The organism is Streptomyces sp. NPDC056600 (assembly GCF_042792855.1).
Lineage (GTDB): Bacteria > Actinomycetota > Actinomycetes > Streptomycetales > Streptomycetaceae > Streptomyces.
The window spans coordinates 64445-80303 of sequence record NZ_JBHTVQ010000035.1 but is presented as its reverse complement, the minus strand read 5'-3'; the positions used below and the strand labels follow the sequence as shown (position 1 = coordinate 80303).

9 protein-coding genes, 2 tRNA genes and 1 pseudogene are annotated in these 15859 nt (G+C 71.7%); 10 read left to right on the top strand and 2 right to left on the bottom strand.

Annotated elements, in window-relative coordinates; all coding sequences use genetic code 11:
• The 8 genes and pseudogenes from ACFRAV_RS18880 to ACFRAV_RS18845 all read left to right on the top strand — a co-directional run.
• Positions 1-107: pseudogene (locus ACFRAV_RS18880) on the top strand (6-phosphogluconate dehydrogenase); the annotation flags it as partial.
• Positions 108-195: 88 nt separating this feature from the next.
• Positions 196-1317, top strand: coding sequence for a DNA replication/repair protein RecF (recF, locus tag ACFRAV_RS18875; protein WP_382556928.1), 1122 nt, complete (start codon positions 196-198; stop codon positions 1315-1317).
• Positions 1318-1448: 131 nt separating this feature from the next.
• Entirely contained in the window at positions 1449-1937 is a 489-nt protein-coding gene (locus ACFRAV_RS18870) for a DUF721 domain-containing protein (RefSeq protein ID WP_382556940.1), read from the top strand.
• A 744-nt stretch (positions 1938-2681) separates the two neighbouring features.
• On the top strand, positions 2682-4724 hold the full coding sequence (gene gyrB / locus ACFRAV_RS18865; RefSeq protein ID WP_382556925.1) for a DNA topoisomerase (ATP-hydrolyzing) subunit B: 2043 nt from the start codon (positions 2682-2684) through the stop codon (positions 4722-4724).
• A 66-nt stretch (positions 4725-4790) separates the two neighbouring features.
• Positions 4791-7475 carry a DNA gyrase subunit A gene (gene gyrA, locus ACFRAV_RS18860; protein WP_382556923.1) on the top strand — a complete coding sequence of 895 codons (2685 nt, stop codon included), beginning with the start codon at positions 4791-4793 and terminating at the stop codon, positions 7473-7475.
• Positions 7476-7495: 20 nt separating this feature from the next.
• On the top strand, positions 7496-8227 hold the full coding sequence (locus tag ACFRAV_RS18855) for a DUF3566 domain-containing protein (protein WP_382556920.1): 732 nt from the start codon (positions 7496-7498) through the stop codon (positions 8225-8227).
• Positions 8228-8338: 111 nt separating this feature from the next.
• Positions 8339-8412, top strand: a tRNA-Ile gene (locus ACFRAV_RS18850).
• 1658 nt (positions 8413-10070) lie between these two features.
• The gene (locus ACFRAV_RS18845) at positions 10071-10199 is read left to right on the top strand and encodes a DLW-39 family protein (protein ID WP_007824483.1); all 129 of its coding nucleotides are present in this window, start codon (positions 10071-10073) and stop codon (positions 10197-10199) included.
• Positions 10200-10302: 103 nt separating this feature from the next.
• Here ACFRAV_RS18845 and ACFRAV_RS18840 read toward each other — a convergent pair whose 3' ends face one another.
• Positions 10303-10857, bottom strand: coding sequence for a helix-turn-helix domain-containing protein (locus tag ACFRAV_RS18840; protein ID WP_382556918.1), 555 nt, complete (start codon positions 10855-10857; stop codon positions 10303-10305).
• Between the two features lie 198 nt (positions 10858-11055).
• On the opposite strand from ACFRAV_RS18840, the gene ACFRAV_RS18835 reads away from it, so the two are divergent.
• Positions 11056-11128: transfer RNA gene (locus tag ACFRAV_RS18835), tRNA-Ala, on the top strand.
• A 247-nt stretch (positions 11129-11375) separates the two neighbouring features.
• The gene (locus tag ACFRAV_RS18830) at positions 11376-12578 is read left to right on the top strand and encodes an acetyl-CoA carboxylase biotin carboxylase subunit family protein (RefSeq protein WP_382556915.1); all 1203 of its coding nucleotides are present in this window, start codon (positions 11376-11378) and stop codon (positions 12576-12578) included.
• A gap of 187 nt (positions 12579-12765) precedes the next feature.
• Here ACFRAV_RS18830 and ACFRAV_RS18825 read toward each other — a convergent pair whose 3' ends face one another.
• Complete coding sequence (locus tag ACFRAV_RS18825) at positions 12766-15837, bottom strand: BTAD domain-containing putative transcriptional regulator (protein WP_382556912.1); 3072 nt, start codon at positions 15835-15837, stop codon at positions 12766-12768.
• Positions 15838-15859 lie beyond the last annotated feature (22 nt).

Here is a 15859-nt window from a genome sequence, read left to right as displayed (position 1 = left end):
CCTCCCTCTTCGCCCGCTTCGCCTCCCGCCAGGAGGACTCCCCGCAGATGAAGATGATCGCCGCCCTGCGCAACCAGTTCGGCGGCCACGCGGTCACGCAGAAGTAGTCCGCAGCACGACGGGGCCCCGCCCGCAAGCGGGGCAGGGCCCCGGCACCGCCTAGCAGTTCCACGCCGGGGAGGTCGGCGCCCGTCCATGCATGTCACGCATCTCTCGCTGGCCGACTTCCGCTCGTACGCCCGGGCCGAGGTCGCTCTCGGCCCGGGCGTCACGGCGTTCGTGGGTCCCAACGGGCAGGGCAAGACGAACCTGGTCGAGGCCGTCGGCTACCTGGCGACGCTGGGCAGCCACCGGGTCTCCTCGGACGCCCCGCTGGTGCGGATGGGCGCCGAGCGGGCGATCGTGCGGGCCCAGGTGCGGCAGGGCGAGCGGCAGCAGTTGGTCGAGCTGGAGCTCAACCCGGGCCGTGCCAACCGGGCCCGGATCAACCGGTCCTCGCAGGTCAGGCCCCGTGACGTGCTGGGGATCCTGCGCACCGTGCTGTTCGCGCCGGAGGACCTCACGCTGGTCAAGGGCGACCCCGGGGAGCGGCGGCGCTTCCTGGACGAGCTGGTCACCGCGCGCTCCCCGAGGATGGCGGGCGTCCGGTCCGACTACGAGCGGGTGCTCAAGCAGCGCAACACCCTGCTGAAGTCGGCGGCGCTGGCCCGCCGCCACGGTGGGCGGAACATGGACATGTCGACGCTGGACATCTGGGACCAGCACCTGGCCCAGGTCGGCGCCGAGCTGCTGGCGCAGCGGCTGGACCTGATCGCCGTGCTGCAGCCGCTGGCCGACAAGGCGTACGAGCAGCTGGCGCCGGGCGGGGGCCCGGTCGCCCTGGAGTACAAGGCGTCCGCCCCGGGAGAGGGGCACACCCGCGAGGAGCTGTACCCGCAGCTGCTGGCGGCGCTGGAGGGCGTCCGCAAGCAGGAGATCGAGCGCGGGGTGACGCTGGCCGGGCCGCACCGGGACGACCTCGTGCTGCGGCTGGGCCGGCTGCCGGCGAAGGGGTACGCGTCGCATGGGGAGTCCTGGTCGTACGCGCTGGCGCTGCGGCTGGCCTCCTACGAGCTGCTGCGGGCGGAGGGCAACGAGCCGGTGCTGATCCTGGACGACGTCTTCGCCGAACTCGACGCCCGGCGGCGGGACCGCCTTGCGGAGCTGGTGGCTCCGGCGGAGCAGGTGATGGTGACGGCGGCGGTGGACGAGGACGTGCCGTCCGCGTTGACCGGGGCGCGGTTCCGGGTCGCCGAGGGGACGGTGGAGCGGGCGTGACGACGGGTGCGGGCACGGGAGGATCCGGCGGGACCGTGGGTTCCGGCGCGGGCGGTGCGGCCGCGAGTGGTGCGGCCGCCGGCGGGGGTGCCGCGGGCGGTGCGGCCGCGGGCGCGGGGCAGCCGTCCGGGGTGGACCTCGCCCGGGTGGCGCTGAGGGCCGCTCGGGAGCAGGCGCGCGCCCGGGGCGAGGCGACGCGGCAGACCAAGGGCACGGGTGCGGGGCGGCGGGGGGCGCGGTCCGGTTCGCGGGGCGACGGCCGCGATCCGATGGCGCTGGGCGCGGCGATCAACCGGCTGGTGACCGAACGGGGCTGGGAGCGGCCGGCGGCGGTCGGCGGGGTCATGGGGCGGTGGCCGCAGATCGTGGGCGACGACGTGGCCAACCACTGTTCGCCGGAGCGGTACGACGAGGACGAGCGTGAGCTGGTGGTGCGGTGCGACTCGTCGGCGTGGGCGGCGAACCTGCGGTTGCTGGCACCGCAGTTGGTGGCGCGGCTGAACGCGGATCTGGGGCACGGGACGGTGCGGGTGATCAAGGTGCTGGGTCCCGCGGGGGCGGCGCGTCCTCGGTACGGCCCGTTGCGCGCGTCCGGGAGCCGCGGCACCCACGACTGGTGACCACGCCCTCCGCGGGGGCGGCGCCCTCGCGGGGCTGAACTCCGGCCCCTACCGCCTTCGCGGGGCGGCCGCACCTCTTGCTCCCACCTGGCGCGAGCGGGCCTGGCCCGGGTGGACAGCACTCTTCCATCCTCCGACCCGCCCCCTTCCCAGGAGGGCTTACGTCACGGGGAGCGGGCTGTCTCGCAGGGATGTGAGGTCCTGCGCCCACCCTCCCCCAGCCTTCGGCCGGGGGTACCCCAGCCGCCCAGCGGCACGATCGCCCGCAGGCGGAACGAGCGGACGACGCCCCTGGGCCCAAGGAGCGGGCGATGCGCGGCCCAAGGAGCGAGCAACGCGCACAAGCGGAGCCGCAGCCCCAGCGGCCGGTCAGGCATGCCCCGCTCGGCCCGGGAAAACAGGGTTGGGGCGGGCGTTCGAAGGGTGGGGCGCTGAAGGTGACCTTCCGGTAGCCATGGGTTGACAAGGCGAAGCGCTGAGTGCCGCTGTGAGGCTCTTGGAGCCCCGCCCCGTATATGGGGAGTCGGTCCGGTCCGGTTCAGGGCGGCACATGCGAACTGAGGTGCCCGCAACGGCCCATCAGTGTCGGCGCTAGCGGTAGACTGGAGCGCAATCCCGCCCCACTTGTGGGACACACACCGAGCAACGCTGATCCAGGTTGAAAACCGCTACATGCCGCAGCCGCTCCGGTCGCCAGGTCATCGGCCGCGAGTACGGCTTGTGCTGTGCCAGAAAGGGCGCTTCGTGGCCGATTCCGGCAACCCCAACGAGAACATTCCGTCCAACGACGCCGCCGCAGCAGCCGGGGGCGAATCGTCCTCGTACGACGCGAGCGCCATCTCCGTGCTCGAAGGGCTGGACGCGGTCCGCAAGCGGCCCGGCATGTACATCGGCTCGACCGGTGAGCGTGGCCTGCACCACATGGTGCAGGAGGTCGTGGACAACTCCGTCGACGAGGCGCTGGCCGGCCACGCGGACACCATCGAGGTGACGATCCTCCCCGACGGCGGCGTGCGCTGCGTCGACAACGGCCGTGGCATCCCCGTCGGCATCGTGCCGGGCCAGGGGAAGCCGGCCGTCGAGGTCGTGCTCACCGTCCTGCACGCGGGCGGCAAGTTCGGAGGCGGCGGCTACGCCGTCTCCGGCGGTCTGCACGGCGTCGGCGTCTCCGTCGTGAACGCCCTGTCCACCCGGGTCTCCGTCGAGGTGAAGACCGACGGCTTCGTGTGGACGCAGGACTACAAGGCGGGCGTGCCGACGGCGCCGCTGGCCAAGGGCGAGCCGACCGAGGAGACGGGCACCTCGGTCACCTTCTGGGCGGACCCGGACATCTTCGAGACCACGGAGTACTCGTTCGAGACCCTCTCCCGCCGGTTCCAGGAGATGGCGTTCCTCAACAAGGGGATCTCCATCAGCCTGACCGACGAGCGCGAGACAGCGAAGGCCACGGCCGGCGCGGACGAGGCGGGCGCGGACGACAAGCCCGAGGTCAAGACCGTCACGTACAAGTACGACGGCGGCATCGTCGACTTCGTGAAGTACCTCAACTCCCGCAAGGGCGAGATGGTCCACCCGACCGTCATCGACATCGAGGCCGAGGACAAGGAGCGTCAGCTCTCCCTCGAGGTCGCGATGCAGTGGAACGGCGGCTACAGCGAGGGCGTGTACTCCTTCGCCAACGTCATCCACACCCATGAGGGCGGTACCCACGAGGAGGGCTTCCGCGCCGCGCTGACCACGCTGATCAACAAGTACGCGCGCGACAAGAAGCTGCTCCGCGAGAAGGACGACAACCTCACCGGCGACGACATTCGCGAGGGTCTGACCGCGATCATCTCGGTCAAGCTGGGCGAGCCGCAGTTCGAGGGCCAGACCAAGACCAAGCTGGGCAACACCGAGGTCAAGACCTTCGTCCAGCGCGTGGTGCACGAGCACCTCACGGACTGGCTGGACCGCAACCCCAACGAGGCCGCGGACATCATCCGCAAGGGCATCCAGGCCGCCACGGCCCGGGTCGCCGCCCGCAAGGCGCGCGACCTGACCCGCCGCAAGGGTCTGCTGGAGTCCGCCTCGCTGCCGGGCAAGCTGGCCGACTGCCAGTCCAACGACCCGGTCAAGTGCGAGATCTTCATCGTCGAGGGCGACTCCGCCGGCGGCTCCGCCAAGTCCGGCCGGAACCCGCAGTACCAGGCGATCCTCCCGATCCGAGGCAAGATCCTCAACGTCGAGAAGGCGCGGATCGACAAGATCCTGCAGAACCAGGAGATCCAGGCGCTGATCTCCGCCTTCGGCACCGGTGTGCACGAGGACTTCGACATCTCCAAGCTCCGCTATCACAAGATCATCCTGATGGCGGACGCCGACGTCGACGGCCAGCACATCAACACGCTGCTGCTGACCTTCCTGTTCCGCTTCATGCGGCCGCTGGTGGAGGCCGGGCACGTCTTCCTCTCCCGTCCGCCGCTGTACAAGATCAAGTGGGGCCGGGACGACTTCGAGTACGCCTACTCCGACCGTGAGCGCGACGCCCTGATCGAGCTCGGCCGCAGCAACGGCAAGCGCATCAAGGACGACTCGGTGCAGCGCTTCAAGGGTCTCGGCGAGATGAACGCCGAGGAGCTGCGGATCACGACCATGGACCAGGAGCACCGGGTCCTCGGCCAGGTCACCCTCGACGACGCCGCCCAGGCCGACGACCTGTTCTCGGTCCTCATGGGCGAGGACGTCGAAGCCCGCCGCGCCTTCATCCAGCGCAACGCCAAGGACGTCCGCTTCCTCGACATCTGAGTCGGTCACTGCTGCCCCGAGCAGCCGAGAAATCGCTGACCGCACCAGGAAGGATCTTCACCAGCAATGGCTGACGAGAACACTCCCGTCACTCCTGACCCCGAGCCCGCCGAGGGCGCCGCGACGCCGGTCGCCCCCGTGGTCGCCGACGACGAGATCGCGATGCGCATCGAGCCGGTCGGGCTCGAGACGGAGATGCAGCGCTCGTACCTCGACTACGCGATGTCCGTCATCGTCTCGCGTGCGCTGCCGGACGTCCGGGACGGCCTCAAGCCCGTCCACCGGCGTGTGCTGTACGCCATGTACGACGGCGGCTACCGGCCCGAGAAGGGCTTCTACAAGTGCGCCCGCGTCGTCGGCGACGTGATGGGCAACTACCACCCGCACGGCGACTCCTCCATCTACGACGCCCTGGTCCGCCTGGCCCAGCCGTGGTCGATGCGGATGCCGCTGGTCGACTCCAACGGCAACTTCGGTTCCCCGGGCAACGACCCGGCCGCTGCCATGCGGTACACCGAGTGCAAGATGGCGCCGCTGTCGATGGAGATGGTCCGCGACATCGACGAGGAGACCGTCGACTTCACGGACAACTACGACGGCCGCTCCCAGGAGCCGACCGTCCTGCCGTCCCGCTTCCCGAACCTGCTGATCAACGGCTCGGCCGGCATCGCGGTCGGCATGGCGACCAACATCCCGCCGCACAACCTGCGCGAGGTCGCCGCCGGCGCCCAGTGGTACCTGGAGAACCCGGAGGCCTCCCAGGAGGACCTCCTGGACGCCCTGCTGGAGCGCATCAAGGGCCCCGACTTCCCGACCGGCGCCCTGGTGGTGGGCCGCAAGGGCATCGAGGAGGCCTACCGGACCGGCCGCGGCTCGATCACCATGCGCGCGGTGGTCGAGGTCGAGGAGATCCAGAACCGCCAGTGCCTGGTCGTCACCGAGCTGCCCTACCAGGTCAACCCGGACAACCTGGCCCAGCGGATCGCCGACCTGGTCAAGGACGGCAAGATCGGCGGCATCGCCGACGTCCGCGACGAGACCTCCTCGCGCACCGGCCAGCGCCTGGTCATCGTGCTCAAGCGGGACGCGGTCGCCAAGGTCGTCCTCAACAACCTGTACAAGCACACCGACCTGCAGACCAACTTCGGCGCCAACATGCTGGCCCTGGTCGACGGCGTGCCGCGCACCCTCTCGCTGGACGCGTTCATCCGGCACTGGGTGACGCACCAGATCGAGGTCATCGTCCGGCGCACGAAGTTCCGGCTGCGCAAGGCGGAGGAGCGCGCCCACATCCTGCGCGGTCTGCTCAAGGCCCTGGACGCGATCGACGAGGTCATCGCCCTGATCCGCCGCAGCGACACGGTGGACGTGGCCCGCGGCGGCCTGATGAGCCTGCTGGAGATCGACGAGATCCAGGCCAACGCGATCCTGGAGATGCAGCTCCGCCGGCTCGCCGCCCTGGAGCGCCAGAAGATCATCCAGGAGCACGACGAGCTCCAGGCGAAGATCAACGAGTACAACGAGATCCTCGGCTCGCCGGTCCGCCAGCGCGGCATCGTCAGTGAGGAGCTGGCGGCCATCGTCGAGAAGTTCGGCGACGACCGCAAGAGCGCGCTGGTGCCCTACGACGGCGACATGTCCATCGAGGACCTGATCGCCGAGGAGGACATCGTCGTCACGGTGACCCGCGGCGGCTACATCAAGCGCACCAAGACGGTGGACTACCGCGCCCAGAAGCGCGGCGGCAAGGGCGTGCGGGGCACGAAGCTCAAGGAAGACGACATCGTCGACCACTTCTTCGTCTCCACCACCCACCACTGGCTGCTGTTCTTCACCACCAAGGGCCGGGTCTACCGGGTCAAGGGGTACGAGCTGCCGGACGCCGGCCGGGACGCCCGCGGCCAGCACGTGGCCAACCTGCTGGCCTTCCAGCCGGACGAGCAGATCGCCGGGATCCGCGCGATCCGCGACTATGAGGTCGCCCCGTACCTGGTGCTCGCCACCAAGAGCGGCCTGGTGAAGAAGACCTCGCTGAAGGACTACGACTCCCCGCGCTCCGGCGGCGTCATCGCGATCAACCTGCGTCAGATGGCCGACGGCAGCGACGACGAGCTGATCGGCGCCGAGCTGGTCTCGCCCGACGACGACCTGCTCCTCATCAGCAGGAAGGCCCAGTCCCTGCGGTTCACGCCGACGGACGACTCGCTGCGCCCGATGGGCCGCGCGACCTCCGGCGTGAAGGGCATGAGCTTCCGCGAGGGCGACGAGCTGCTCTCGATGAATGTCGTGCGACCGGGTACGTTCGTCTTCACCGCGACCGACGGCGGGTACGGCAAGCGGACCGCCGTCGAGGAGTACCGGGTTCAGGGACGTGGCGGTCTGGGCATCAAGGCTGCCAAGATCGTCGAGGACCGCGGGTCGCTCGTCGGCGCGCTGGTGGTGGAGGAGAGCGACGAGATCCTCGCCATCACGCAGGCCGGCGGTGTGATCCGCACCCGGGTGAGCGAGGTCAGGGAAACCGGCCGTGACACCATGGGCGTCCAGCTGATCAACCTGGGCAAGCGTGACGCGGTGGTCGGCATCGCGCGCAACGCCGAGGCGGGCCGCGAGGCGGAGGAGGTCGACGGCGACATCGTCGTCGACGAGGCCGCGGAGACCACGGAGGGCGCCGGAGCCACGGCGTTCGACGCAACGGACGCTGAGGCCGGGACGACCGGCGCGGACGAGGGTGAGTCGCCCTCGGCCGAGTAGGCACGAGGAGTGAGACGAGCGTGAACGGAGCCACGGGCGCCGGACCGACCGGTGGGGAGACCGACGGCGGCGGCCGTGGCTCCTTCGCGCAGCAGACCCAGGCCCCGTCGCAGAAGGCGGCGGAGGCCCATCAGACCCATGGATCCCAGGGGGGAACCGTGACCCAGCCCACCCAGCCCTACGAGCAGCCCGGCCAGGCCCAGGCGCAGGGGCGTCCCGAGGTGACGCCGCTGCCGACGTCGCCGCTGCCCGGGGAGCGGCAGGGGCAGCAGGGCTCCGCGGGCCCGTACCACCCGCCGCACGCCTACGAGGCGGGCGCGGTGTCGGCGCCTCCGGCCGGCGCGGTGCGTCGGCCGCGGACCGGTGCCAAGCCGGTGCCGCGCACCCGTAAGGCGCGGCTGCGGGTCGCGAAGACCGACCCGTGGTCGGTGATGAAGGTCAGCTTCCTGTTGTCCATCGCCCTGGGCATCTGCACGGTGGTCGCGGCGGCGGTGCTGTGGATGGTCATGGACGCGATGGGCGTCTTCGCCACGGTCGGCGGGACCATCGCGGAGGCCACCGGCTCCGAGGGGTCCAACGGCTTCGACCTGCAGGGCTTCCTGTCGCTGCCGAACGTGCTGATGTTCACCGCGGTGATCGCGGTGGTCGACGTGGTGCTGATGACGGCGCTGGCGACGCTGGGCGCCTTCATCTACAACCTCTCCGCCGGCTTCGTCGGCGGCGTCGAGCTGACGCTCGCCGAGGACGAGTAGAGCCTCCGGGAGATCGGGCGCTCCGGGCTGCGGATACCGATTTTGGGAGTTCGCATGTCGTGCGCTAATCTTCAGGAGTCAGCGCGCGGGACACACACCGCAGAGCGCGGCGGGGCTATAGCTCAGTTGGTTAGAGCGCATCCCTGATAAGGATGAGGCCACAGGTTCAAATCCTGTTAGCCCCACAGACACTGAAGACCCTCGGTCCACCGGACCGGGGGTCTTCTGCGATTCCGGGGCGTGCCGACCGCCACCGGGGGTCCGCTGCGGGCGGGCACGGGGAAACGCCGCCGGCCCGCCTGGTGAGGGCGGGCTCGAGACGGCGTGGTGCGGGGGCGCGGCCGCGACGCGGGTGAGGCGCGGGACGTGCGGGGGCGCGGCTTGCGGCGGTGCGGTCCGTGGCGTGGGTGGCCCTCGTGCGGTGAGGGGTCGTGCGGGGGCGGTGCGGGTGAGGGGCGGTGAGGAAGCTGGTGGGCGCGGGAGGAGACGTCGCACGGGTGTGGCGTGCCGCGGATACCGTGCGGCTGGGGCGAACCGTGCCGGTGGGGCGGGATCAGCGAGCCACGTGAGCGGTGGGGGCCGGGTGGGCGATGCGGACGGTGGGCGCTGAGCGAACCGTCCTGGCCGTGCCGGCCGTCCGAGGCGTGCCCACTGCGGGAGCTGTGCGGGCGGTGGGGGCGGTGCGGGCCCGGGAAGCCGCGGGGGCCGTGGGTGCCGGGCGGGCCGTGCCGGCGGTCCGAGCCGGACGGGTGGGGCGAGCCGGGCGAGTGGTGCGGGTGCGGGTGCGGGTGGGGCGAACCGTGCCGGTCGTGCGGGTGGGGCGAACCGTGCCGGTCGTGCGGGTGGGGCGAACCGTGCCGGTCAGGCGGGTGGGGCGAACCGTGCCGGTCAGGCGGGTGGGGCGAGCCTGGCGAGCCGTGCCGGTGGGACGAACCGTGCCGGTTGTGTAGGTGGGGCGAACTGTGCGAGCCGTGCGGTGTTCCGGGGCGGCGCGGGGAGCGGGTGGCGGCGCGGAGGGGGAGGTGTATGGCCGGCTCCTGCTCGAGGGGGTCGGCCAGGCCGTCGGTGGCGTCGCGGCGCGGGGCGGTGTCCGAGGCGGCGGAGGGGGCCGTCGGGAGCGCGGCGGGGACCAGCAGGCCGACGCCGCCGGTGGAGCCGGAGCGGCTGTGCGGGGAGCCGCCGTGGGCCTCGGCGAGGATGCGCTGCTTCATCGTGGGCGGAAGGGCCCGGTCCGCCGGCCAGAGCCCGCTCCGGGCGGTCTGCCGGGGGATCGCGGCGGTGGCGGTCACCCCCGCCGTGGCCCGCGCGGTGGTCCGCACGCCGGCCCGCGTCGTCCCGGCCGAGCGGAGCGCCGCGGCTTCCGTCCGGCCGCCGTTGCCGCCGCGGCGTCCGCCGTTGCGCGCCGGTCCGCTCTGCGGTACCGCCGCCGCGGACGTCGTGGACACGAGCCCCAGCGCCGTGAACAGCGCGAGGAACGCGGACACCAGCACCTGCCACAGCTTCCTGACCTGGGTTCCGGTCATGGATGACCTCACATTCGGGTTGGGCGATTTGCGTACTTTCCTCATGATGTGTATGCGCAGCCCGATACGTGGGACCCGCGCCCATGGCGCGTCGATGGTCCGATGAACACCACCCGGACGGACGCACGGCCGGGGAGGAACCCCGAGGAGTCCGGGGAGGAACCCCCGGCGCGCGGGCGCGCCGGTGCGATCACCCGGTGATCTGAAGCGCCCCGCAGGGCAGTTGGGAGCCCACCCCTAGGTCACCGTTCGGTATCGGCCGGTGTGTATAGTCGGGCGCCTAGAGGTCTCCCTACGTCAACGAAAGACGAGGTCGCGCGGTGAAGAAGCTTCTCCTGGTCGCCCTGGCCGCCATCGGCGGTCTCCTCGTGTACCGCCAGATCCAGGCGGACCGCGCCGAGCAGGACCTGTGGACGGAGGCCACCGACTCCGTGCCCAGCGGTTCCTGAGGACGGCAGTCGCCGAAACCACGCGAAAACCCCGGCCGCCCGAAGGCGACCGGGGTTTCGTGCTGTCGGAGCCGGCCTCGGCCGGTCCCGCGCCCAGCTCTTCTCAGCTCTGGTGGACCTGGTAGTGCGCGACCGCGTCGGCGGTACGCCCGGCCCCGTACACCTTCAGGAACTCGGAGAGTTCGGGGTGCGTCTCCCCGATCTGTTCGGCGGCCTCGATGATGTCGCCGGCCGCGGCCAGCGACCGCAGGAGACTCTGTATCTCCCGCACCACCCGCTTGACCGTCGGGGCGCCCACCGGGGTGGACGCCGCCTGCTGGGCGGCCACGCTGAGCATGGAACCGCCCTGCGACTTCTTGATCTCCTCCATGCGCTCGGCAGCCTCCGCCGCGCTCACGCTGCCGTCGGCGACCTGCGCCGCCAGGTCCTGCAGCAGCCGGACCCGCTGCACCACCGCGGGGTTGCCGATCTTCGCCCGCTGTCCGCTCATCAGCTGCGACAACATCGGCGCCGACAGACCGAGCACGCCCGCGAGCCGCGCCTGGTTGAGCCCCAGATCGTCGATCAGCCGTCGGAAGAGCTCCCCCAGAGGCTCTCCGTACCAGTTCCGCTGCAGCTCGCGCGCCCTCGCGGTGGCTTCCTGCTGTGCGGCGTCCATGCGTCTCCCCATCGCTTCCCCATGTACAGGGTTCGCTCGAGCGAACCACGTACCGAATCTTACGGAGGCCCGGAGGCGGCGGGGAGTCGCCGCCGCCCTGGTTGACCAATCCTTTTGCGGGATACCGGGGGTGACCGGGTAGTCTGGTCGTCGGCTCGCACCGGTGGTCACCACCTCCGGGGCGGACGCCACCGTTGAGGGGCCTTAGCTCAGTTGGTAGAGCGCTGTCTTTGCATGGCAGATGTCAGGGGTTCGACTCCCCTAGGCTCCACTTCTCCTCAGCCCTCCGATCTGCGGAAACGCGGTCTCGGAGGGCTTTTTCACGCCCGCCCGCGGGCCTGCTCGGGCTCCGGGGGGTCCGGGTGCGCCCTCTTCCTCGCCGGGCCTTCCTGACGGCCGGTCAGCGTCCAGGCGACCGGGGAGGGTAGGAGCTTGCTCCTGGAGCGGGACCGGACCGGGAAGTCATCAGGAAGCCGACGCGCCATGGTTCCCGTACTCAGGGACGGGAGGAGAGGGCGATGGCGGGGAACGCACGGCGGGTGCTGCTGATCAACCCGGGGCCCAGGATGGTCGAGGCCGCCAGGACGGTGGGAGTCGAGGCCTGGGTGATCCGGGACGTCGGCCCGGACCCGTACGGGGCAGGCTGTCCCTGGGTGCGGCAGCTGGTGGTGGACACCGAGGACGCGGACGCGGTGCGTTCGCTGCTGGTGGACTGTGGGTCCAGGTACGGGATCGAGCACATCCTGTACTTCGGCGGCTCCGAGGCACTGCACCTGGCGGTCGAAGGCGCGCTCGCGGACCTCTCGCCCCGGCAGGGGGACGCCCTTCGCAGGCTCGGTGACCCGGTGGCCATGCGGCGCCTCCTGAACGAGAGCGGGGTCTCGGTCGTCACCGCCGAGCTGGTGGAGTCGGCGGAGCTGGTACGTGCGATGACCGGGCGTATGAAGCTGCCGTGGGTGGTCAGGTCCGGCGGTGATCCGAAGGGTGCCATGGTGCGCGACCACGCCGAGCTCGAGGCGTTGACCGCGGACGCCCGTGGCGGGCCCTATCTCGTCGAGGAGTTCCTCGACGGGCCGGCGGTGAGCGTGCAGACCCTGACCTGTGCGGGAATGCACGAGGTCATCGGCATGACCGAGGTACGCGGCGCGGCGTCCTCCGGGGCGGACCTCCTGCATCCGGCCGCGCTGTCGGCCGTGGACGGGGCCCGTGTCCGGGCGACCGTGCGCTCCCTGCTCGACCTGGCCGGGTACGAGGCCGGGCTGGCCCGCACCCAGGTGGTGCTCACCGAGCGCGGTCCTCGCATCGCGTCCTCGGGGACACGGCCCGTGGATCTCCCGGTCACCCTGGTGACCAGGGCCGCCACCGGCCGCGATCCGGAGCACCACATCCTCTCGGTACTGGCGGGGAGACCGCCGCGCGAGCCGGTGGCGACGCGGTTCGCGTTACTGTCCCGGCTGGCCCCGCCCGACGACGCCACGTGGACGCCCGTCGGACCGGACCGCCTCCGTGACCTGGCCCATGTCCACGAGGCCCGGGTGCTGGACGGTGCCGCGGACCCCGGTGGCCGTGGTGTCCAGGTCGTGGTCACCGGTGCCTCGCCGGAGGAAGCGGCCGAGCACCTGAGGGCCGTACGCCGTAGGTGGGAGTCCGGGCACGGGAACAGGGACGTGGCACGGGAAGCGCTGCGGCCGGGCGGGAGGCATGCAGCGGGGACCGGTTGACCGCCCCGGCGTCCCCGTGCACGCGCCCCACGACGTCCGCGACCTGGCGCCTTGCCGCAGGGCGCCTCGCCTCCGACGCCCCCGTACGCGCGCCCCACGACGTCCGCGACCCGGCGACCCGACGCCTCGGCCCCGGCGCCCCACCGCACCCCGGCGTCCCGCACCTCGCGGCCGGAGGGCGCCCGCGTCAGTCCAGGTTGTACGGCGGTGCCCCCATGACCTCGAACAGCGCGGCCGCGGCGGCCTCGTGCTTCGCGGCCGAGACGGTGTCGCCGAGGGCCCTCGCGGCGCGTGCCATACCGCCCAGGGCGCGTGCCTCCTCGGCCCGGTAGCGGATGGCCGCGGCGAGCTCGTACGCGTGGGAGTGCAGTTCCATGGCGCGCTCGTGGTCGTGTCGTCGCCGGTGGACCCGGCCGATGAGGTTCTCGACCTTCGCCTGGCGGGTCGGGCTGCCGCTCAGTTCGGCGAGCTCGAGCGCCTGCTCGGTGTGACTCGACACGTCGCCCTCGCAGCCCAGGTACTGGGCGACCTGCGCGGACAACGCCAGGACCAGGGCGAAGTCCCCCGGCGGGCTCGCCTCGTCGCACAGGCCACGGGCCTGCTCCAGGCAGGTGCGGGCGTCCTCGTACTCGCCCAGGCCGACGTGGGCGAAGGCGAGATCGGTCAGCGCCATCACCCGGTTGCTGCGGTAGTCGACCTGCCGGTGGATCTCCAGGGCGCTCCGCGCCGCCGTGGCGGCCTCACCGTAGCGGCCCCACTGTTCGTACAGCGTGCTGAGGATGGTCAGGGTCTCCGCCTGCGAGCGCGGGATGTCCAGTTCCTGTTCCAGGGCCATCGCGCGTTCCAGGTGCGGCAGGGCCTCCGCGTGCTGGCCGAGCACCGTCAACAGCAGCCCGATGGTGGACTCGCTGTGCGCCTCGGTGTGCTTCTCGCCCAGCCGTACGGCGATGTCGCGTCCCTCGCTGGTCACCTCGATGCCCTCGTCGAAGTGGCCCAGCTTCCAGCACGCGATGCCCAGGCTCGACAGGCTGGCGCCCAGCAGGGCGAGATCCTGGACGCGGCGCGCGGCCTTGACCGCGACCTGGCTGAGGTGCCTGAAGTCCTCGAAGCGGCCCAGGGCGTTGAGCTGGAAGACGATGTTGCGGGTCAGCCACACGGTGTGGCGGTCCAGGCCGTGTCGTTCGGAGAGGGCCACGGCCGCCAGCAGACTGCCGTGCTCGCGGTCGAACCACGCCGACGCGCGCTCCGGGTCCTGGAGCGGCGGCAGTTCGCCGCCGTACGGGGGAAGGCCGGTGGAGCTGCGCTTGCGGCCTGGGAAGAGCACCTGGCAGGCCTCTTCGGTGACGGTCAGGTAGTAGCCGAGCAGCTGCTCCACACCCTGGGCGTCGACCTCTTCGGTGGCCGGTCCGCCCTGGCTCTGCGCGAAGTTGCGGACCAGGTCGTGGAACCGGTAGAGCCCGATCTCGGGCTGCTCGAGGAGGTGGACGTCCAGCAGGCGCTCCAGGACGGACTCGGCGTCATGGGTGTCCATGTCCAGGAGAGCGGCCGTGGAGTGGACGTCGATGACGGTGCCCGGGTGCAGACCCAGAAGCCGGAAGGAGGTGCGGTACTCCTCGGCCATCGCCTGGTACGACAGACGCAGGGTGGCCGCGACACTGCGTTCGCCGGCGCTGAGTTCCTCCAGGCGCCGGGTCTCGTCGTGCAGCCGGTCGGCCAGGTACTGCACGGTCCAGCGCGGCCGGTTGCGCAGTCGGGCGGCCACGATGCGCAGCGCGAGCGGGAGCCGGCCGCACAGCTCGACGAGGTCGGCCGAGGCCTTCGGCTCGGCGGCCACCCGCGCCTCGCCGAGCATCTCGGTCAGCAGCTGGGCGCCGTCGTCCTCGGACATGGGGCCGATGGAGATCCACTCGGCGCCGTCCAGGTCGAGCAGTCTGGCCCGGCTGGTGACCAGGACGAGGCAGCCGGGCTCGGCGGGCAGCAGGGGCAGGACCTGGCCGACGTCCATCGCGTTGTCGAGCAGGAGCAGCACGCGGCGTCCGGCCAGTGTGGACCGCCACAGGGCGGCGCGGCCCTCCAGGTCGTCGGGTATGCGGTCACCGGGTGTGCCGAGTGTGCGCAACAGGCTGTCGAGAGCGGAGGAGGGCGTCACGGAGGGCTCGCCCGGGGTGTAGCCGCGCAGGTCGATGTGGAGCTGGCCGTCGGGGAAGAGGTCCGCCGCCTGGCGGGCCGCGCGGACCGCCAGGGAGGTCTTGCCGCTGCCGCCCATGCCGTCGATCGCGATGAGCGGGGTGTACCACTCCGACGGTTCGTTCCTGGCCTTGATGTGGTGGAGGAGTGTGGCGAGTTCCTCGTGCCGGCCGGTGAAGTCGGACAGGTCGTGCGGCAGGGTGCAGGGAGTCGCCGCCGGGGTCTCGGCTCCGGCCGTGGACGCGGCGGGGAGGACGGCGGGCGGCGTGATCGGCTGGGGTGGCACCGCGACCGGCTCGGGGGCGGCCAGTTCCGGTGCCTCGCGCAGGATGCCCTCGTACAGCTTGGTGAGCTGGGGGCCGGGGTCGATGCCGAGTTCCTCGGCGAGCAGTTCGCGGACCTTGCGGTACTCCTCCATCGCCTCGGCCTGGCGGCCGCTGCGGTACAGGGCCAGCATCAGCAGGCCGCGCAGGGACTCCCGCATCGGGTGCTGCACGATCAGGTCGCGGAGATCGGCGATCAGTTCGCCGGCCTCCCCGAGTCCGAGACGGAGCTCCAGGTACTGCTCGGCGGCGGCCAGGCGGCGCTCCTCCAGAGCGGTCGCGGCGCCCTCGATCACCCTGCCGCCGGTGCCGGACAGGACAGGACCGCGCCAGAGCGCCAGGGCGTGGCGCAGGGCCCTGACGGCGTCGCCGACACGTCCCTCGTGGACGGCGTCCGCGGCCGAGCGCAGGTGGCTGCCGAACTCGATGAGGTCCAGCTGCTCCTCACCGACCGACACCCGGTACCCGGGTCCGTCGGTGATGATCAGGTCGTTGCCGTCAGGTATGCGCCGGCGCAGGTGCGCGACGGCCTTGCGGACCTGGTGCGCGGCCGTCGTCGGGGGAACGTCGTCCCACACCGACTCCACCAGTCGCGTCACCGGCACCATCCTGCCCGGTTCGAGCAGCAGGGTGGCCAGTACGCGTTCCTGGACGGCTCCGCCGAGGTGCAACCGGGAGGACCCGGACCATCCCTGGAGCGGTCCCAGGATGTCGAACCGCAGTCCCGGCTGTCCGTCTGCCTCCATCATGCCCCCCATGACCCCCCGTCCA

Excerpts from the sequence above, each read along its gene's own strand:
- recF (WP_382556928.1), top strand. The coding sequence starts at position 196 with ATGCATGTCACGCATCTCTCGCTGGCCGACTTCCGCTCGTACGCCCGG.
- gyrA (WP_382556923.1), top strand. The coding sequence starts at position 4,791 with ATGGCTGACGAGAACACTCCCGTCACTCCTGACCCCGAGCCCGCCGAG.
- ACFRAV_RS18840 (WP_382556918.1), bottom strand. The coding sequence starts at position 10,857 with ATGGACGCCGCACAGCAGGAAGCCACCGCGAGGGCGCGCGAGCTGCAG.
- ACFRAV_RS18830 (WP_382556915.1), top strand. The coding sequence starts at position 11,376 with ATGGCGGGGAACGCACGGCGGGTGCTGCTGATCAACCCGGGGCCCAGG.
- ACFRAV_RS18825 (WP_382556912.1), bottom strand. The coding sequence starts at position 15,837 with ATGATGGAGGCAGACGGACAGCCGGGACTGCGGTTCGACATCCTGGGA.